Origin of the sequence: Limimaricola sp. G21655-S1 (genome assembly GCF_027213785.1) — a bacterium.
In the GTDB taxonomy this organism is placed as follows: domain Bacteria; phylum Pseudomonadota; class Alphaproteobacteria; order Rhodobacterales; family Rhodobacteraceae; genus Limimaricola.
Genome location: NZ_JAPWGO010000002.1, coordinates 212,875 through 229,996, shown reverse-complemented (window position 1 = coordinate 229,996; position 17,122 = coordinate 212,875). Strand labels below are relative to the sequence as shown.

The following is a 17,122-nucleotide window of genomic DNA, read 5'->3' as shown; positions in this document are numbered from 1 at the left end:
CTAAAATCCTGCGCGATTACGGCGGAAATTGGCAAGGCCGGTGCTCTTATTCCGTCCTGTGGCGCCGCGACCATCCCATGACGCCACACTGTTATTGCATAGCGCGCCCCCTCACGGACCCATGCCGCCACCGCCCGCGTTGCACTGGCAATGCCGGTCCCGTCCGACGCGGAGCGGTCCGAGAGGAGATTCTGATGAAACGAAGCTACCGCACGACCACGGCCCTCGTGGCCAGCCTGTCGCTCATGCTGCCGAACCTCGCGCCGCTGGCCTCCGCCCAGCAGGGCGGCGAGGCGCTGTTCTGCTCCGACGGGGCGACCCCGCCCTGCGAAGGCGAAGCCGATCCGCAAGGCACGCCGCTGATCGAACTGCGGGCCCGCGTGCTGCAGAAGCTCGCCGAATCCGGCCAGATCGACGCGGAGACGGCCGCGGAGGCCGGTCTCGATTTCGACCTGCTGCTGAGCGGCGACCGCGAAGCGATCCAGCAGGCGCTGCGCGCCGCCCGTTCCGCGAACCGGGCCGCTGCCAATGCAGCCGACACGGCCACCGAGGCAGTCGAAGGCGCCGCCGATGCGGCCGCTGACGCCGTGACCGGTGCCGCGGCGCAGGGCGAGGGACAGGCCGAACAGGCGCAGGCCGAGGCAGACGCACAGGCGGCCGAAGCAAAGGCCGCCGAGGAAGCAGCACGAGCCGAGGAGGCCCAGGCTGCCGAACGCGCTGCAGCCGAGGAGCAGATCCGTCAGGAGGCCGAGGCACAGGCCGAAGCAGAAGCGCAGGCTGAAGCGCAGGCAGAGGCCGAGGCTGCCGAAGCACAGGCGCAAGCCGAGGCCGAACAGCAGGCCGAAGCCGAGGCAGAAGCCCAGGCTGCGGCCGAAGCCGAAGAACAGGCCGCTGCCAACAAGGCAGAGCGCAAGGCTGCCAGGAAGGCTGCCAAGAAAGCCGCCAAGCAGGCCGAGATCGAAGCCGAGGCGCAGGCCGCTCTCGAGGCGGAGGCGGGCAGCGCCGAAGGCGAGCAGGCCGAGGCCGGTGCCGCCGAGGAGGCCGCGCCGAAGCTGACCGCCGAGGAGCGTGCCGCGCGTCGCGCCCAGCGTGAGGCCCGCCGTGCCGAGCGCCGCGCCAATGCCGAAGAGCAGGACGTCGACCCGACCGCGCAGGAGCCGCAGCAGGCCGTCGCGGCAGCGGCCGCTTCGAACGAGGCCGAGGTCGCCGAGGTTACCGAGACCGAGATCGACGAGGAGAACTCGCGTCAGAGCGACGAGGAATTCGCCGCGAAGGTGAACGCGAATGCCGCCGCCGAGGCGCAGGCCACCGAGGCCGAGGATGATGACGACGGTCTCTCGGACTTCCAGAAGGCGCTGCTTCTGGGCATCGGTGCCGTCGCCGTCGGCTCGCTTCTCAACAATGGCCGCGAAGTCGTCGCCAATACCGGCGACCGGGTGGTGGTCGAGGGCGACAACGGGCTCGAGATCTACCGCGACGACGACGCGCTGCTGCGCCAGCCCGGCGCCGACCTTCGGACCGAGACGTTCAACGACGGTTCGACCCGCACCACGCTGACCCGCGAGGACGGCACCAAGGTGGTGACGATCCGCGACGCGCAGGGCCGCGTGCTGCGTCGCAGCCGGATCTTCGCCGACGGCACCGAGATCGAGCTGTTCGACGATCTGGCCCAGACCGAGCCGGTCGATGTGCGTTCGCTGCGCGAGATCGAACCGGCGCCGGTGACGCTCTCGGCTGCCGAGGCCGACCGGGCCGCGCTTCTGGAGGCGCTGCGCACCGAGGCTGCGGTCGATACGGGGCGCAACTACAGCCTGCGGCAGGTGCGCGAGATCGAGGCGGTGCGCTCGCTGGTGCCGGCCATCGATCTCGACACGCTCACCTTCGCCACCGGTTCGGCGGCGCTGCGGCCCGAGCAGGCCTCGACGCTGGTCGATCTCGGTCTCGCGATCGAGGATCGGCTGGCCGAGAACCCGCGCGAGGTGTTCCTGATCGAAGGTCATACCGACGCCGTGGGCAACGACGCCTACAACCTCGCCCTGTCGGATCGCCGGGCCGAGACGGTGGCGCTGGCGCTGACCGAGAACTTCGACATCCCGCCCGAGAACCTCGTGGTGCAGGGCTATGGCGAGCGGTTCCTGAAGGTCGAGAGCGAGGGCGACGTGCAGGCGAACCGCCGCGCCACCGTGCGCCGGATCACGCCGCTGCTGCAGCAGGTGGCGTCCGCGCAATAAGGCCGAAGCGAGGGGCTTCGCGCCCGACGAGGACGGGCCGCTCCGAAAGGGGCGGCCCGTTAGCGTTCTGCCAAGCCACTCAATACCGACAACCGCCCCGCAAGCCGGGCGCCGATTCCGCTTCGGCAATCCAGGCCGAATCAGCCGTCAGTTGTACGTTCCACGGTCTCGCCGTGCTCGGAGCCGAGCCAGAAACGACAAAGGCCGCCCCGATGGGCGGCCTTTCGCATCGGCGCTTACGCGCGAGGCGGATTATTTCTGGGTCGGCCCGATCATCATGACCATCTGGCGGCCTTCCATCTTCGGCATGTTCTCGACCTTGCCGATCTCGGCCACGTCGGAGGCGACGCGCTCGAGCAGCTCGCGGCCGAGCTCCTGGTGCGCCATCTCGCGGCCCCGGAAGCGCAGCGTGACCTTGACCTTGTCGCCGCCTTCGAGGAACCGCAGCACGTTCCGCATCTTCACGTCGTAATCGTTCGTGTCGGTGTTGGGGCGGAACTTGACCTCCTTGATTTCGAAGGTCTTCTGGTTCTTGCGGGCCTCGGCCTCTTTCTTCTGCGTCTCGTATTTGAACTTGCCGAAGTCCATGATCTTGCAGACCGGGGGCGTGGCATTGGGCGAGATCTCGACGAGGTCGAGACCGGCCTCTTCGGCAAGGGCCAGGCCACGCTCGGGGCTGACGACGCCGATATTCTCGCCGTTCTGTCCGATCAGTCGGATTTCGGCCACGCGAATACGATCGTTGACGCGGGGGCCGGTGTCGCGCGTTGGCGGCGCGTTGTGAGGTCTGCGGGCTATGGTGCAAGTCCTTCGGTTGTTCGATTGGGTAGGGCGAAAGGTAATCGCCCCGGTAGTGCGATTCAAGCCGCAAAACAAGGCCAATGCGCCTGTTCCGCTTCCCTCTCGCGGTGGCATCTGGCATGACCCGTGCTATGTGGGCCGACAAAGGTTCAGGATTTTCAGCAAGGATGAGCGCAATGATGAAAATTGTCGGCATCATCGCCGCCGCGGTGCTCGCGGTCGTCGTGGTGACTACGATCTGGGGCGGTGACGACGCCGAGGTCACGACCAATCAGGCCACCGACGAGGAAGTCGGCCAGCTGGCGGAGCCGCCGACCGCCGACATCGCCGGCGAAGAAGCCGAGGCGCCCGCCGCCGACATCACCCCCAATGACGAGGCCGGCGAGATCACCCCGCCCGAAGGCGGTGCCGCCGATACCGAGGCGCTGACCGAAGAGGTCGAGGAAGAGACCATCCCCGCGCCCGAGGGCGCGGAGCCGGTGATCCTGATGGATGATGTGAACCTCGCCGAGGAAGTCGAGCAAGAGGCCGAGGAAACGCTCGGTACCGAGGCCGCCGGCAGCAACGAAGGTCTCGCGATCCTCGACGCGGCGCTCGAGCCCGAAACCTTCGACTACGAGGCGGTGCAGCAGGCGATCGCCGACAGCGCGCTCGAAAGCGAGCGCCGCGAGCAGCTGGCCACCGCGCTGGAGCGCGCGCGCCGCTATCCCGCGATTCGCGATTCGCTGCTCGAGGACATCCGCGCCGAGCTGGGCGTCGAGTGAGGGTGGCGCGGCCCGGATGACCGGGCCGCCCATCGCCAGCAAGGCAAAACGAAAACGCCGCGCGGATCGCTCCGCGCGGCGTTTTTTTATGTCGATGCGGACGGGCTCAGCCGACGAAGGCCTTCTCGATCACGAACTCGGCCGGGTCGGAATTGGCGCCCTCGCGCAGGCCGGCCTTCTCGAGCAGCTCCTTGATGTCGAGGTTGAAGGCGAGGCTGCCGCAGACCATCGCCCGGTCGGTCTCGGGATCGAGCGCCGGCACGCCCAGATCCGAGAACAGCTCGCCATTCTCGATCAGATGCGTGATCCGGCCCATCTTCGGGCTCTCCTCGCGCGTGGTGGTCGGATAGTAGACCAGCTTGTCGAGGTTCTCCTCGCCGATCAGCTCGCGCAGCATCTCGTCGGTCTTGACGCTCTCGACCAATTCGCGGCCATAGGTCAGCTCGGCCACGTCGCGGCAGGTATGGGTGACGATGACCTGCTCGAACTTCTCGAAGGTCTCGGGATCGCGCAACAGCGAGGCGAAGGGCGCGAAGCCGGTACCGGTCGAGAACAGCCACAGCCGCTTGCCCGGGATCAGCGCGTCATGGACCAGCGTGCCCACCGGTTTGGGGCGCAGGATGACGTGGTCGCCTTCCTGGATATGCTGCAGCTTCGAGGTGAGCGGGCCGTCGGCGACCTTGATCGAGTAGAATTCCAGCTCTTCGTCCCAGTTCGGCGAGGCGATGGAATAGGCGCGCATCAGCGGCTTGCCGTTGTCGCCCATCAGGCCGATCATCACGAATTCGCCCGAGCGGAAGCGCAGGCTCGCCGGCCGGGTGATCCGGAACGAAAACAGGCTGTCAGTGTAGTGACGCACGGCGGTCACGACCTGTCCGTCGGGAGATTGTGCGACGCGGGCGGCGTTGGTCTGGGTCACTGGGCTTTGCTCGGTCATGTCTTTCTCGTTCGGCTCGAATAGGGGAGGAGGCGTTACGGGTAAAGGCGGCTCAACCGCGCAGCCGCGCCTGGTAGTGATGGGCCTGCCAGTCGGCACGGGCGCGCCACTGGTCCTCGGGCTGGCGCTGCGCCAGATCGTCGGAGATCTCGACCTCGTCGAAACCCGAACGCCGGGCCATGGCGTATTGATCCGCGATCACGTGGCCCGCGGCGCGCAGCCGACCGGTGAAGCCCAGGGAGCGCAGGTCACGCGCATGGGTGAAGCCGCGCCCGTCGGAAAAGGCGGGAAACAGCACCCGGATGGCGGCGATCTCGCCCAGACGCCCGATCAGCTCGCGCGGGTCGTCGCCGGGGGCGATCTCGACGGCGGTGTCGGCCGCGTTCACCTCGGCCAGCGGCACGAAGCTGCCGGTGAAGTCGTCTGGGGCGAAGCCCTTGTCGGTCACGATCACGGTCATCTCGTCCTCTCGGGGCCGGGCCCCTGTTCATCAGTCTTCAAATCTGCGGCTTCGCCGGGAGGTTTCAGGCTTCGGCGGGCTTGCCGCGTACCATCTTCCCGTTCACGAAATGAATGCCGCACTCTTCCTTGTCGCTGTCGCGCCAGCGACCGGCACGGGGGTCTTCGCCGGGCGCGACCTTGCTGGTGCAGGGTGCGCAGCCGATCGAGGGGTAGCCCTGCGCCACCAGCGGGTGCCGGGGCAGGCGGTTCTCGGCGATATAGTCCTGCAGGTCGGTGCTGGTCCAGTGGGCCAGCGGATTGATCTTGATCCGCAGGTCGTCCTCGTTCTCGAAGAACTCGAGCGCGGCGCGGGTCTTGCCCTGGTAGCGCTTGCGCCCGGTGATCCAGCTGTCGAAGCCCGAGAGCGCGCGTTGCAGCGGCTCGGTCTTGCGGATCGCGCAGCACAGGTCGGGGTTCGACTTGTGCAGCAGGTTCTCGGGGTCGTGCTCGGCCAACGCCTCGGGACGAGCCTTGATAGTGCGCACGTTCTTGAGGTTCAGCCGCTCCGTCAGCTCCATCTGGTAGGCCAGCGTTTCGGCGAAAAGCATCTCGGTGTCGACGAAGAGCACCGGGGTGGTGCGGTCGATCACCGAGACGAGGTGCAGGAGCACGACCGATTCCGCGCCGAACGAGCTGACCAGGGCGATCCGGCCGAGCGCGTGCTCGGCCAGCGCCTTTTCCAGCACCGCGGTGGCGCCATGGTGGCGGTAGCGGGCGTTCAGGTCACGGACGGTCTCGTCGATGCGATGCGGCCTCTCATGCAGCATCAGCCCGCTCCCGCTTCGCCTCTTGCTCGGGGTAGAGCACGGCCTTGAACGGCGCGGGCCCGAGCCGGCGATAGGCGGCGAGGAAAGTCTCTTCCGGCCCCGAACGCAGGTCGAGATAGCCCAGAACCAGCCGCTCGATCGCGGGCACGATCTCCTCGGCCGAAAAGCCGGGGCCGGCGCGCTCGCCGATGCTCGCGGTCTCGTCGCCCGAACCGCCCAGCGTCACCTGGTAGTTCTCGACCCCGGCGCGGTCGAGCCCGAGGATGCCGATATGGCCGACATGGTGATGGCCGCAGGCGTTGATGCAGCCCGAGATCTTGATCTTGAGCGGGCCCACGTCGTGCTCCAGCTTCAGCTCCTCGAAGCGCAGCGCGATCTGCTGGGCCACCGGGATCGAACGGGCCGTGGCCAGCGCGCAGTAATCCATGCCCGGGCAGGCGATGATGTCCGAGACCAGCCCGATATTGGCCGCGGCGAGGTCGTGCTCGCGCAGCTTCGCGTAAAGCGCCGGCAGGTCCGATTTGTGGACATGCGGGATGATCACGTTCTGCTCGTGGCTGATGCGCAGCTCGTTGTGCCCGTAGAGATCGGCGAGCTCGGCCAGCACCCGCATCTGCTCGGCGGTGGCGTCGCCCGGCGTCTGCCCCGGCTTCTTGAGCGATACCGACACGATGGCGTAGCCCTCGGCGCGGTGCTGCGCGAGGTTGGTATCGGCCCAGCTGCGGAACAGCGGGTCGGCGGCATAGGCCGCGTCATAGGCCTCGATCGGCGCGTTGCGCCACGCGGGCGGGGCGAATTGCGCGCGGATCTCCTCGAACAGCTTCACGTCCACGCCCGAGAAGGCGGGCTTGGTGCGGGCGAACTGCTCGTTCACCGCGTCGCGGAACGCGTCGAGGCCGTTCTCGAAGACGGTGATCTTGATGCGTGCCTTGTACTTGTTGTCGCGCCGGCCCATCAGGTTGTAGGCGGCGACGATCGCCTCGCAGTAGGGCAGCAGGTCTTCCTGGCTGACGAACTCCTCGATCACCTTGCCGATCATCGGGGTGCGCCCGAGGCCGCCACCGACCAGCACCTTGTAGCCGATCTCGCCCTTGGCGTTCTCGACGATCTGGATGCCGATGTCGTGGGCCTGGATCACCGCGCGGTCATGCGCGGCGCCGGTCACGGCGATCTTGAACTTGCGCGGCAGGAACTGGAATTCCGGGTGATCGGTCGACCACTGGCGCAGCAGCTCGGCCACGGGGCGCGGATCGGCGATCTCGTCGGCGGCGGCGCCGGCGAAATGGTCGGCGGTCACGTTGCGGATCGTGTTGCCGGAGGTCTGGATCGCGTGAAGGCCGACATCGGCCAGCGCCTGCAGCATGTCCGGTACGTCACGCAGGGCGGGCCAGTTGTACTGGATGTTCTGGCGCGTGGTGAAATGGCCGTAGCCGCGATCCCACTTCTCGGCCAGGAGCGCCAGCGTGCGCATCTGGTCGGAATTGAGCGTGCCATAGGGGATGGCCACGCGCAGCATGTAGGCATGCAGCTGCAGGTAGAGACCGTTCATCAGGCGAAGCGGGCGGAACTCCTCCTCCTTGAGCGAACCGTCGATCCGGCGCTCCACCTGGCCGCGGAACTGGTTCACGCGCTCTTGGACGAAGGCGCGGTCGAAGTCGTTGTAGTGATACATGCTCAGAGCTCCACCTGCTTGCCGTGGGCGTAGTTCGACGGACCGCGGGTACGGAAGGTTTCGCGGAAATGCGTGGGCTCGGGTCCCTCGGCGCCGGGCTTGGCATCGGCGAGATAGGGGCCGACGACGATGTCGGCCTGACTCTGCGCCGCCAGCAGCCGCAACTCGGCATGCGCCTCCTCGTCGATCAGCTCGGCCTCGCGCATGTCCGGAGTCCAGCGCCCGTCGGCGGTCAGCCAGACGGCATCGCCCTCGAGAAGGCGGTTGGCGGTCACGACCTTGGGCGTGAACTTGCGGGGCATGGCGCGATCTCCGTCCTGTGTTCTGACGTCGATATAGGACAGATGTCTTGCTTTTGGCCACCCGGCCGGGCAGATAAGGAATGCGTGTTCTTCTGGAAGCCTTCCGGGGGACATGCGTTCCAAAACCGAGGAGTGCCGCGAATGTCGTTCCAGCCTGACGAGATCGACCGGAAGATCCTGATCGAGCTGCAGCGCGACGCGGGTCGCTCGCTCGACGAGATCGCCAAATCGGTGGGCTCGTCCAAGACCCCGGTGTGGAACCGGATCCGCAAGATGCGCGAGCGCGGCATCATCGGCCCTCAGACCGTGGTGCTCGATGCCGAGGCGCTGGGCTTCGAGGCCTGCTTCTTCGTGCTGATCCGCACGAGCGCCCACGAGGCCGACTGGCAGGCCAAGTTCCTCGCCACGCTGCGCGACCGCCCCGAGGTGCAGGAGGCGCACCGGCTCGCGGGCGACATCGACTACATCCTGAAGGTGCGGGTCCGCAACGCGCGCGCCTATGACGCCTTCTATCAGGCGCTGATCGCCGAGGTGCGGGTGCAGAGCGTCACCGCGCTGCTGTCGATGGAAGAGATCAAGTCGACGGTGGCGCTGCCGCTCTGATCGATGGGCGGTGAACCAGCCTCAGAACGCGCGCACCATCAGTCGCTCCAGCCCGTGGAAATGATAGAGGTCCGAGTAGCGCGGCTCTTCGGCCAGCGCCAGATCCGGGCATTGGCGCATCAGCAGGCTCAGCGCGCATTGCATCTCGAGCCGCGCCAGCGGCGCGCCGACGCAGAAATGGATGCCCGCGCCGAAGCCCAGATGCGCGGGGCCGCGGCGCGCGGGGTCGAAGCGATGCGGGTCGGGATAGACCTCCGGGTCGCGGTTGGCCGCGCCCAAGAGGCAGGCGATGCGGTCGCCGCGCGAGAACCGATGGCCGAAGATCTCCAGATCCTCGTAGACCCAGCGGGTGAACATGTGCAGCGGCGGGTCGAGTCGGACCAGCTCCTCCACGCAGGCCGCGTCGATCTCGCGGTGGCCATGCATCAGCAGGGTGCGCACGGCATTGCCAAGTGAATGCACCGTCGCCTCGTGGCCTGCGTTCAGGAGCAGGATGCAGGTCGAGACCAGCTCCTCGGTGCTCAGCTTCTCGCCCTCCTGCTCGGCGGCGATCAGCTCCGAGATCAGGTCGTCGGCCGGGTTGCGGCGCTTTTCGGCGATATAGACCGCGAGGAAGTCGCAGAAGGCCTGCGTGGCCATCTCGGCGGCGTCCTCCATCGCGCGGGTGCGCTTGGCTTGGTACATGCCGACCATCGCGTTGGACCAGGCCAGCAGGTCGTCGGCGCGGCTTTCGGGCAGGCCCATGAGCCGGGCGATGACGATCACCGGCACCTGCCGCGCATAGGCGTCGAGCAGGTCGAACGGACCCTGCGGGAAGCCGTCGATCAGCCGGTGGCACAGCGCCTCGATTTCGGGTGCCAGGGCGTTGACGCGGCGCGAGGTGAAGGCGCGCAGCACCAGTCCCCGCAGCCGCGTATGGGCGGGCGGCTCCAGCTCCAGCATCGAATGCGCCTCGCAGGCATAGAAGGCGGCAAGATGCTGTGGAATCTCGGGCGCGCGCTCAAGCGGCACCTCGCGGCCCATGCGCCGGTCCCGAAGGATCGCGGAGACGGCGGCATGCGAGGTGGCGCAGGCCATGTCGTATTCGCTCCAGCGGAACAGCGGCCCCGCCGCCCGCGCCCGGTCATAGAACGGGTAGGGGTTCTGCACGAAGGCGGGCTCGGTCGGGGATTGGGACAACTCCTGCATGATCGGGAGGTTGGCCCGTGGCTCTGGCCTTGGCAAGCGCGCAGACGATATGATGCGAGTCATGGACGGGTCGCGGATCAGGCGGGCGCTGCGGGTGCTCGGATTTCTGGCACTGGTGGCGGCGCTGGCGCTGGCGGTGCAGCATTGGGGCTATCGCGCCGCGCTGTCCGAGATGTCGCGACGCGGCGCCTCGGACCTTGCGCTGGCCTCGGACAGGCTCACCAGCGAGTTGCAGCGCTACCGCCAGCTTTCGGTCCTGACCGCGCGGCACCCCTACCTCGCGCCGCGTCTCGACGGGCCGGATGGCGGGCGGGCCACGGCGCTGCTGCGCCAGACCGCCGACATGACCGGCGCGCTCGACATCGTGCTGCTGGACCGGTTCGGTCGGCAGATCGCGGCGGCCGGTTCCGTGGCACGGCGCGGCGATGCCGGTACGCCGTGGTTCGAGCGGGCGATGGACGGGGCGCTTGGCGTCGCGCATCTGTCGAGCCGCCGTTACGGGCGGCGGATATTCCTCTTCGCCGCGCCGATCTTCTCGCCCGAAGGGCCGGTCGCGGGCGCCGTGGTGGTGGTCACCGACGTCGAGGCGATCGAGGCGGGCTGGCGCGGCGATCCGCCGGCGCTGTTCTTCACCGACGATGCGGGGGAGGTCTTCGTCTCGAACCGCTCCGAGCTGGTCGGGCGCAGCGATCTGGGGCTGGTCGGGCGCGTCCGCGAGGCCGGGCAGGAGATCTGGCGAATGCGCGCCGGTCCCTATCTGCCCGAGCGGGGCCTGCACCTGTCGCAGCCCCTGCCGGTGATCGGCCTGACCGGCGAGGCGCTTCTCGACACCGCGCCGGCGCGCCGCATCGCGCTGTTGCAGGCCTCTGCGGCGGCGGCGCTTTGCCTCGCCTTCGGCGCGCTTTTGTTCCTCGCCACGATCCGACGGCGCACGCTGGCGCGCGCCAATGCCCGGCTCGAGGAGCGGGTGGCGCGGCGCACGGTGGCGTTGCAGGCGGTCAATGCCAGCCTGCAGCGCGAGGTGGCAGAACGTGCCGCCGCCGAGGCGCGGCTCCGGCGGGCGCAGGCCGATCTGGTGCAGGCGGGCAAGCTCTCGGCGCTGGGCCAGATGTCGGCCGGGATCAGCCACGAGCTGAACCAGCCGCTGATGGCGATCCGCAGCTTTGCCGAGAACGCCGAGACCTTCCTCGCGCGTGGCAATGCGGAGGCGGCGGGCCGCAATCTCGAGCGGATTTCCGAGCTGGCGCGCCGCATGGGCCGGATCATCCGCAACCTGCGCGCATTCGCCCGGCAGGAGAGCGCGGCGGTGGTCGAGGTGGACCTCGTGGCGGTCGTCGAGGCGGCGCTGGAGATGGCGATGGCACGGGCCCGGCAGGCCGAGGTGACCCTGGAATGGACCCCGCCAAAGGCGCCGGTCACGGTGCGCGGCGGCGAGGTGCGGCTGCAGCAGGTGGTGCTGAACCTCGTGGGCAACGCGATCGACGCGATGGAGGGGCGCGAGGAAAAGCGGCTCGCGATCGAGATCGCGCGAATGAGCGACCGGGCCCGTCTCACGGTGCGCGACAGCGGGCCGGGTATCGGCGAACCGGACCGGATCTTCGATCCGTTCTACACCACCAAGGAGGTCGGTGCCTCCGAGGGGATGGGCCTTGGGCTCTCGATCTCCTATGGGCTCGTGCAGAGCTTTGGCGGCGCGATACGGGGCCGCAACCACGAGGAGGGCGGGGCCGAGTTCACCGTGGAACTCGATCTCGCCAAGGCGAGCGAGGCGGCATGACGAAGCGGGTGTTGCTGGTCGATGACGACCGCGAGGTGCGCGAGGCGCTGGGCCAGACATTGGATCTCGCCGATCTGGAGCCGATCCTCGCGGGCTCCTACGTCGCGGCCAAGGACCATATCGCGCCGGGCTTCGACGGGGTGATCGTCACCGACATCCGGATGCCGGGGCGCGACGGGTTCCACCTGCTGGAACGCGCGCGCGAGGTCGATCCCGAGCTGCCGGTGATCCTGCTAACCGGCGAGGGCGACATCCCGATGGCGGTCCGCGCGATGGAGCAGGGCGCACATGCCTTTCTCGAAAAGCCCTGCGGCCCCAAGGAGTTCGTCGCCACGGTGAAGCAGGCGCTGGGCCTGCGCGCGGAGGTACTGGCGGCGCGTCGCGCGCGAGCGGCGAGCGTCGCGGGCGACGCGGCGTCCCGGATGCTGGTCGGCCGCTCGGCCCAGGCCGAGGCGATGCGCGAGCGGGTGCGGGCGATCGCGCGGGCCTCAGCCGAAGCGCTTGTCTGCGGCCCGCCCGGCAGCGGCACCTCCAAGGTCGCCGAGGTGATCCACCTGCTCTCGGCCTCGGCCCGCGCGCCCTTCGTCAAGCGGGCCGGTGCGGCGCTCGACGAGGCAGGGCTCGCGGCGGCCATGGAGGAGGCGGGCGGCGGCACTCTCTATGTCGACGAAGTCACGATGCTGCCGCCCGGCACGCAATACGCGCTTCTGGGCCGGCTCGAGGGCGGCGATACTCGCCCGCGCGTACTGGGCGGCAGCACCCGCGATCCTGCGGCCGAAGCCGAGGCCGGACGGCTCAACCCCGAACTGTTCTGGCGGCTCGACCTGATGCGCGTCACCATCCCGCCGTTGCGCGAGCGGCCCGACGACATCCCGGTGCTGTTCCGGCACTATGTCGCGCAGGCCTGCGAGCAGGCCAACCTCTCCATGCCCGAGATCGATTCCGACCTGTTGGCCCGGCTGATGGCGCGCGACTGGCCAGGCAACGCGCGCGCCCTCACCAGCGTGGCGATGCGGGTGGCGATGGGGCTCGATCCCGGCCTCGACGCACCAGAGTCGGAGAACGAAGGAGGCGGCCTCGCCGAACAGCTCGCCCGGGTCGAGCGGTCGCTGTTGATCGAGGCGCTGCGGCGGTATGGCGGCCATGCCACCCGAACCGCCGAGGCGCTGAAGCTGCCGCGCAAGACCTTCTACGACAAGCTCGGCCGCCACGGCCTGCGGGCCGAGGATTATCGCCGCGACTGACTGTGCGGATTGTCGCACAGTTTTTGGGCGAGGGTGTGCGGAACACCGCGCAGCCTTGGGGCGCGCTGAGAAGGCGATACATTATAAATGCTCACTAATATGTTATAAGGAAACGACTTTTTCACATATGGTGCGATGAGTGGTTTCCCGCTTGAGCGGTAGGCGGGCCGCCTGTTTGCTCGGCGCCGACGAAACGGAAGTCTCATGGGAGGAGACGCATGAAATACCTTTCCCTCGCCGCCACCGCCGCGGCGCTGAGCATTGCCGCGCAGGCCGCGCAGGCCGATCCGATGGGCTGCGACGCCGGTGAGACCGTGGTGAAGTTCAGCCATGTCACCAACACCGACAAGCACCCCAAGGGCATCGCTGCCGAGCTTCTCAAGACCCGCGTCAACGAGGAGATGGACGGCACGATGTGCATGGAGGTCTTCCCGAACTCCACGCTCTACACCGACGAGCAGGTGATCGAGGCGATGCTGCGTGGCGACGTGCAGATGGCCGCTCCCTCGCTGTCGCTGTTCGAGTCGATCACCAAGGCCTACCGCCTGTTCGACCTGCCGTTCCTGTTCGACGACATCGCCGCCGTCGACGCCTTCCAGGCCTCCGAGAGCGGGCAGGCGATGCTCGACAAGATGCAGCGCCGTGGCGTGCAGGGCTTGGGCTTCTGGCACAATGGCATGAAGCAGATGTCGGCCAACAAGCCCCTGCTCGAGCCCTCCGATGCCGAAGGCCTCAAGTTCCGCGTCCAGCCCTCCGATGTGCTGGTGGCGCAGATGGAAGCGCTCGGCGCCAGCCCGCAGCCGATGGCCTTTGCCGAGGTCTATGGCGCGCTGCAGACCGGCGTCGTCGACGGGCAGGAGAACACTTGGTCCAACATCTACGGCCAGAAGTTCTTCGAGGTGCAGGATGGCATCACCGAGACCAACCACGGCGTGCTCGACTACATGGTCGTGGCGAGCGTCGATTTCCTCGACAGCCTCGACCCGGCGGTGCGCGAGCAGCTGGTGACGATCACCGAGGAAGTGACCGCCGAGCGCAACGCCGCCGTCACCCAGGTCGATGCCGAGGCGCGCCAGGCGATCCTCGACGCCGGTGGCGAGATCCGCGAACTGACCGAGGAGCAGCGCGCGGCCTGGGTCGAGACCATGAAGCCGGTCTGGGCGCAGTTCGAGGACGAGGTCGGCGCCGACATGATCGAGGCGGCCCAGAACGCCGGCAAGTAAGCCCGCGCGATCGGGGCAGGGGCCGGGCCGCCGCCACGCGGCCCGGCCCCTCGCTTATCCGCAACATCGAACACGAAGGGACACGGGGGATGAACGCCGTCCACAGCAGGCCCGGCAGGGGCCGTTTCGGGCGCATCGTCGAGGAGTTCGAGGAGGGCATGATCGCCTTCCTGCTCGGCGCGATGACGCTGCTCACCTGCACCAACGTCATCATGCGCTACGGCTTCAACAGCTCGATCATCTGGAGCCTCGAAACGGTGCTGACGCTGTTCGCGTGGCTGGTGCTGTTCGGCATCGCCTACGGCTTCAAGATCACCGCCCATCTGGGCGTGGACGCGGTCATCAATCTGCTTCCCAAGCGCGGCCGTCGGATCGTCGCGCTCGTCGCCTGCGCCGCCTCGCTGGCTTACGGCGTGCTGCTGCTGAAGGGGGCCTGGGACTACTGGGCGCCCTTCGCGGACCTGCCCAAGACCACCGGCACCTGGCTGCCCACCGGCTTCGACACTCAGGCCCGCACCACGTCCTATTTCGAGACCGACCAGATCCCGATGTTCGACTGGCTGCGCTTCCTCGAGGGTTGGATCAACTACGACGAGCGCTACTCCAAGATGCCGCGGGTCATCCCCTACCTGATCCTGCCGATCTCGGCCGCCTTGATCCTGTTCCGCCTGATCCAGGCCACGATCCGCATCTGGAAGGGCGAATCCGAGAGCCTGATCGTCAGCCACGAAGCCGAGGACGCGGTCGCCGACGCCGCGCATCTGAACCGGGAGCTCTCCTGACCATGGAAGTCGTCTTTCTCTTCCTGATGATCGTGGGCCTGCTGCTGATCGGCGTGCCGATCGCCATCGCGCTGGGCCTGTCCTCGATCGTCTTCCAGCTGATGTTCTCCGAGACCTCGCTGGCCTCGATCGCGCAGTCGCTCTACCAGTCCATGGCGGGCCATCCCTCTCTGCTGGCCATTCCCTTCTTCATCCTCGCCTCCTCCTTCATGTCCACGGGCGGCGTGGCGCAGCGGATCATCCGGTTCGCCATCGCCTGCGTTGGTCACCTGAAGGGCGGCCTCGCCATCGCGGGCGTGCTGGCCTGCATGATGTTCGCCGCCCTCTCGGGCTCGTCGCCGGCCACCGTGGTCGCGATCGGTTCGATCGTCATCGCGGCGATGCGGCAGGTGGGCTACACCCGCGAATTCGCCGCCGGTGTCATCTGCAACGCCGGCACGCTGGGCATCCTGATCCCGCCCTCGATCGTGATGGTGGTCTACGCCTCGGCCACCGATGTCTCGGTGGGGCGGATGTTCCTCGCGGGCGTGATCCCCGGCATCCTCGCCGGCGTCATGCTGATGATCACCATCTACGTCATGGCGCGGATCAAGGACATGCCGGCGGGCGAGTGGCTCGGCTGGGGCGAGATCTGGGCCAGCTTCCGCGAGGCGTTCTGGGGGCTGTTCCTGATCGCGATCATCATGGGCGGCATCTATGGCCACCCCTGGGTCGATTTCTCGGGCGGCTTCCCGATCGTCTGGGCACCGGGCGCCTTCACCCCGACCGAGGCCGCCGCCGTCGCCGCCGTCTACGCGTTCCTCGTCGCCACCTTCGTCTATCGCGACATGGGGCCGCTCGCGGCCCGCGAAAAGGGCGGCAAGCCGACGCCGCTCTACCGTGCCCCATGGGCGCTGGGCACCGGCTTCATCCACCGCGATACACGCGCCACGCTGTTCGAGGCGGGCAAGCTGACCATCGTGCTGATGTTCATCATCGCCAACGCGCTGATCCTCAAGCACGTGCTGACCGACGAGCAGATCCCGCAGCATATCGCCGAGGCGCTGCTGGGCGCCGGTCTCGGCCCGATCACCTTCCTGATCGTGGTCAACGTGATCCTGCTGATCGGCGGCCAGTTCATGGAGCCTTCGGGGCTTCTGGTGATCGTCGCGCCGCTGGTGTTCCCGATCGCGATCCAGCTCGGCATCGATCCGATCCATCTGGGCATCATCATGGTGGTGAACATGGAGATCGGCATGATCACCCCGCCGGTGGGTCTCAACCTCTTCGTCACCTCCGGTGTCGCGGGCATGTCGGTGATGGGCGTAGTCCGGGCGGCGCTGCCCTTCCTTGCGGTATTGGGCGTGTTCCTGCTGATCATCACCTACGTGCCGTGGATCTCCACCGTGCTGCCCAACGCCACGATGGGCCCCGAAATCATCGTCAACTGACGACCCCTCACCGAAAACGGGAAAGGCGCCCTGAGGGGCGCCCTTTCTGCATGGCGGATACGTCGCTCAGAGCGAGGATTCGAGCGCCGAGACGATCGGCGAGAAATCGGTCGATTTCAGGCTGGCGCCGCCGACCAGCGCGCCGTCGACATTCTCGACGCCGAAGATCTCGGCGGCGTTGTCGGGCTTGACCGAGCCGCCATAGAGCAGCCGGATGCCCTTCGCCTCCTCGCCGAAGCGCTCCTTGAGGCCGGCGCGCAGGGCGCCATGCACCTCGGCGATCTGCTCGAGGCTCGGCACCTTGCCGGTGCCGATCGCCCAGATCGGCTCGTAGGCGACGACGGTATTGGCCGCGGTGGCGCCATCGGGCAGGGAGGCCGCGAGTTGGCCGCCCACCACTTCGAGCGTCTCGCCCGCCTCGCGCTGCGCGAGGCTCTCGCCGAGGCAGATGATGGCGGTGAGCCCGGCCCTGTGCGCGGCCTCGGCCTTGGCGCGGACCATGTCGTCGGTCTCGCCGTGATCGGCGCGGCGCTCGGAATGCCCGAGGATCACGTAGCGCGCGCCGGCATCCTTCAGCATGTCGGCCGAGATGTCGCCGGTATGGGCGCCGCTTTCCTTGGCGTGGCAGTCCTGACCGCCGACCCGGATCGGCTGGCCGCCGAGGCTGAAGGCCATGCGCGACAGCAACGTCGCGGGCGGGCAGATCACGATGTCCACGCGCGGCGCGGCCCAGGCGATCCCGAGCGCCTCGATCTCCTTGAGATCGGCATTGGTGCCGTTCATCTTCCAATTGCCCGCGACCAGTTTGCGACCCATGTGCCGTCCTTTCGAATGTGAAGAGTTGCGCCTGTGTAGACCAAATGCCCCATCGGCAAAAGCCGAGGGGCCGGTCCCTTTGGA

The 17,122-nt window shown here is 67.9% G+C and carries 16 protein-coding genes; 8 read left to right on the top strand and 8 right to left on the bottom strand.

Annotated features, from left to right (window positions below):
* The first annotated feature begins 194 nt into the window (after window positions 1-194).
* A complete protein-coding gene (locus O4G76_RS03535) occupies window positions 195-2,231 on the top strand; it encodes an OmpA family protein (protein ID WP_269396015.1) in 2,037 nt (678 codons plus the stop codon).
* Window positions 2,232-2,483: 252 nt separating this feature from the next.
* On the opposite strand, the gene infC is transcribed toward O4G76_RS03535, so the two are convergent.
* Window positions 2,484-3,029, bottom strand: a complete 546-nt coding sequence (gene infC / locus O4G76_RS03530) for a translation initiation factor IF-3 (protein WP_373568006.1) — start codon at window positions 3,027-3,029, stop codon at window positions 2,484-2,486.
* Window positions 3,030-3,208: 179 nt separating this feature from the next.
* Here infC and O4G76_RS03525 point away from each other — a divergent pair, with 179 nt between their 5' ends.
* Window positions 3,209-3,796 (top strand): hypothetical protein, encoded by a 588-nt coding sequence (locus O4G76_RS03525; protein ID WP_269396013.1) that lies wholly within the window; start codon window positions 3,209-3,211, stop codon window positions 3,794-3,796.
* A 106-nt stretch (window positions 3,797-3,902) separates the two neighbouring features.
* Here the strand turns inward: O4G76_RS03525 and O4G76_RS03520 are convergent, their stop codons facing one another.
* From O4G76_RS03520 to O4G76_RS03500, 5 genes are all read right to left on the bottom strand, one after another.
* Complete coding sequence (locus O4G76_RS03520) at window positions 3,903-4,733, bottom strand: ferredoxin--NADP reductase (RefSeq protein ID WP_269396012.1); 831 nt, start codon at window positions 4,731-4,733, stop codon at window positions 3,903-3,905.
* 52 nt (window positions 4,734-4,785) lie between these two features.
* Window positions 4,786-5,193 carry a DUF934 domain-containing protein gene (locus O4G76_RS03515; RefSeq protein WP_269396011.1) on the bottom strand — a complete coding sequence of 136 codons (408 nt, stop codon included), beginning with the start codon at window positions 5,191-5,193 and terminating at the stop codon, window positions 4,786-4,788.
* A gap of 64 nt (window positions 5,194-5,257) precedes the next feature.
* Window positions 5,258-6,001, bottom strand: a complete 744-nt coding sequence (locus O4G76_RS03510; RefSeq protein WP_269396010.1) for a phosphoadenylyl-sulfate reductase — start codon at window positions 5,999-6,001, stop codon at window positions 5,258-5,260.
* Window positions 5,991-7,673, bottom strand: a complete 1,683-nt coding sequence (locus O4G76_RS03505) for a nitrite/sulfite reductase (protein WP_269396009.1) — start codon at window positions 7,671-7,673, stop codon at window positions 5,991-5,993. The genes O4G76_RS03510 and O4G76_RS03505 overlap by 11 nt, the downstream gene beginning before the upstream one ends.
* Before the next feature lie 2 nt (window positions 7,674-7,675).
* Window positions 7,676-7,975, bottom strand: a complete 300-nt coding sequence (locus O4G76_RS03500) for a DUF2849 domain-containing protein (protein ID WP_085895688.1) — start codon at window positions 7,973-7,975, stop codon at window positions 7,676-7,678.
* A 141-nt stretch (window positions 7,976-8,116) separates the two neighbouring features.
* Here O4G76_RS03500 and O4G76_RS03495 point away from each other — a divergent pair, with 141 nt between their 5' ends.
* The gene (locus O4G76_RS03495) at window positions 8,117-8,578 is read left to right on the top strand and encodes an Lrp/AsnC family transcriptional regulator (protein ID WP_017928309.1); all 462 of its coding nucleotides are present in this window, start codon (window positions 8,117-8,119) and stop codon (window positions 8,576-8,578) included.
* A gap of 21 nt (window positions 8,579-8,599) precedes the next feature.
* Here O4G76_RS03495 and O4G76_RS03490 read toward each other — a convergent pair whose 3' ends face one another.
* A complete protein-coding gene (locus O4G76_RS03490; protein ID WP_269396008.1) occupies window positions 8,600-9,766 on the bottom strand; it encodes a cytochrome P450 in 1,167 nt (388 codons plus the stop codon).
* Window positions 9,767-9,827: 61 nt separating this feature from the next.
* On the opposite strand from O4G76_RS03490, the gene O4G76_RS03485 reads away from it, so the two are divergent.
* The 5 genes from O4G76_RS03485 to O4G76_RS03465 all read left to right on the top strand — a co-directional run bounded on the left by O4G76_RS03485 (window position 9,828) and on the right by O4G76_RS03465 (window position 16,222).
* Window positions 9,828-11,543: an ATP-binding protein gene (locus O4G76_RS03485; protein ID WP_269396162.1), complete on the top strand. Its 1,716-nt coding sequence runs from the start codon at window positions 9,828-9,830 to the stop codon at window positions 11,541-11,543.
* A complete protein-coding gene (locus O4G76_RS03480; protein ID WP_269396007.1) occupies window positions 11,540-12,787 on the top strand; it encodes a sigma-54 dependent transcriptional regulator in 1,248 nt (415 codons plus the stop codon). Before O4G76_RS03485 ends, O4G76_RS03480 begins: the two co-directional genes overlap by 4 nt.
* Before the next feature lie 218 nt (window positions 12,788-13,005).
* Window positions 13,006-14,010 carry a TRAP transporter substrate-binding protein gene (locus O4G76_RS03475; RefSeq protein WP_269396006.1) on the top strand — a complete coding sequence of 335 codons (1,005 nt, stop codon included), beginning with the start codon at window positions 13,006-13,008 and terminating at the stop codon, window positions 14,008-14,010.
* An 89-nt stretch (window positions 14,011-14,099) separates the two neighbouring features.
* Entirely contained in the window at window positions 14,100-14,792 is a 693-nt protein-coding gene (locus O4G76_RS03470) for a TRAP transporter small permease (protein ID WP_269396005.1), read from the top strand.
* Window positions 14,793-14,794: 2 nt separating this feature from the next.
* On the top strand, window positions 14,795-16,222 hold the full coding sequence (locus O4G76_RS03465) for a TRAP transporter large permease (protein WP_269396004.1): 1,428 nt from the start codon (window positions 14,795-14,797) through the stop codon (window positions 16,220-16,222).
* Between the two features lie 66 nt (window positions 16,223-16,288).
* Here O4G76_RS03465 and tpiA read toward each other — a convergent pair whose 3' ends face one another.
* Window positions 16,289-17,038 (bottom strand): triose-phosphate isomerase, encoded by a 750-nt coding sequence (gene tpiA, locus O4G76_RS03460; RefSeq protein WP_269396003.1) that lies wholly within the window; start codon window positions 17,036-17,038, stop codon window positions 16,289-16,291.
* Window positions 17,039-17,122 lie beyond the last annotated feature (84 nt).

What these genes read in the sequence shown, in the direction of transcription:
- O4G76_RS03535 (WP_269396015.1), top strand. Translation starts at nt 195, where the DNA reads ATGAAACGAAGCTACCGCACGACCACGGCCCTCGTGGCCAGCCTGTCG.
- O4G76_RS03525 (WP_269396013.1), top strand. Translation starts at nt 3,209, where the DNA reads ATGATGAAAATTGTCGGCATCATCGCCGCCGCGGTGCTCGCGGTCGTC.
- O4G76_RS03520 (WP_269396012.1), bottom strand. Translation starts at nt 4,733, where the DNA reads ATGACCGAGCAAAGCCCAGTGACCCAGACCAACGCCGCCCGCGTCGCA.
- O4G76_RS03515 (WP_269396011.1), bottom strand. Translation starts at nt 5,193, where the DNA reads ATGACCGTGATCGTGACCGACAAGGGCTTCGCCCCAGACGACTTCACC.
- O4G76_RS03510 (WP_269396010.1), bottom strand. Translation starts at nt 6,001, where the DNA reads ATGCTGCATGAGAGGCCGCATCGCATCGACGAGACCGTCCGTGACCTG.
- O4G76_RS03505 (WP_269396009.1), bottom strand. Translation starts at nt 7,673, where the DNA reads ATGTATCACTACAACGACTTCGACCGCGCCTTCGTCCAAGAGCGCGTG.
- O4G76_RS03500 (WP_085895688.1), bottom strand. Translation starts at nt 7,975, where the DNA reads ATGCCCCGCAAGTTCACGCCCAAGGTCGTGACCGCCAACCGCCTTCTC.
- O4G76_RS03495 (WP_017928309.1), top strand. Translation starts at nt 8,117, where the DNA reads ATGTCGTTCCAGCCTGACGAGATCGACCGGAAGATCCTGATCGAGCTG.
- O4G76_RS03490 (WP_269396008.1), bottom strand. Translation starts at nt 9,766, where the DNA reads ATGCAGGAGTTGTCCCAATCCCCGACCGAGCCCGCCTTCGTGCAGAAC.
- O4G76_RS03485 (WP_269396162.1), top strand. Translation starts at nt 9,828, where the DNA reads ATGGACGGGTCGCGGATCAGGCGGGCGCTGCGGGTGCTCGGATTTCTG.
- O4G76_RS03480 (WP_269396007.1), top strand. Translation starts at nt 11,540, where the DNA reads ATGACGAAGCGGGTGTTGCTGGTCGATGACGACCGCGAGGTGCGCGAG.
- O4G76_RS03475 (WP_269396006.1), top strand. Translation starts at nt 13,006, where the DNA reads ATGAAATACCTTTCCCTCGCCGCCACCGCCGCGGCGCTGAGCATTGCC.
- O4G76_RS03470 (WP_269396005.1), top strand. Translation starts at nt 14,100, where the DNA reads ATGAACGCCGTCCACAGCAGGCCCGGCAGGGGCCGTTTCGGGCGCATC.
- O4G76_RS03465 (WP_269396004.1), top strand. Translation starts at nt 14,795, where the DNA reads ATGGAAGTCGTCTTTCTCTTCCTGATGATCGTGGGCCTGCTGCTGATC.
- tpiA (WP_269396003.1), bottom strand. Translation starts at nt 17,038, where the DNA reads ATGGGTCGCAAACTGGTCGCGGGCAATTGGAAGATGAACGGCACCAAT.